Genomic DNA, 544 nt, shown 5'->3' with positions numbered 1-544 from the left:
CAGGCACGATCGGCGGCAACGGCGATGTGACGCTGACCGCGCAATCGCTCACGAATGCGCAAGGCGGTCAGACGCTGGCCGGCCACGACCTGACGTTGAACGTCGCCAATAACGCGAACAATGCCGGCGGCGTATTGTCGGCCGCGAATAGTCTGACGTTCAACGGCGCGAACGCCCGCCTTTCGAATCAGAACGGATCTGTTCGAGCAAACGGCGCGCTGGCGCTGAACGCCGCGTCGATCGACAGTACGTCCGGCAAAATCGGTAACGACGCCGGCAGCGGCGGCAGCGTATCGATTCAGACCGGTGCGCTGTCGAATCAGGGCGGTGCGATCGGTAGCGATCAAGACCTGACGCTGACGGCCGGCACGCTGTCCGGTGACGGTTCCATCATCGCAGGCCGCGATGGCTCGATCACACTCGGAAGCGACTACACGCAGACGGCAGCGAACAGGCTGCACGCGAACGGCAACTTGAATTTCACCACGTCGGGCAAGCTGACGAACCAGGGCGTGCTGGATGCCAACGGCGCGCTCACCGTGAA

Annotated in this window: 1 protein-coding gene; it reads left to right on the top strand. The window is 63.4% G+C overall.

Features of this window, described 5'->3' with window-relative positions; translation table 11 throughout:
- The coding region (locus HWY45_RS36325; RefSeq protein WP_176118498.1) for a hypothetical protein at nt 1-544 on the top strand (544 nt) is incomplete at both ends.

It is taken from the genome of Burkholderia stagnalis, from assembly GCF_902830275.1.
Taxonomy (GTDB): domain Bacteria; phylum Pseudomonadota; class Gammaproteobacteria; order Burkholderiales; family Burkholderiaceae; genus Burkholderia; species Burkholderia stagnalis.
Note: the sequence above shows the minus strand (reverse complement) of the source record. Positions and strands in the feature narration are given on the sequence as shown.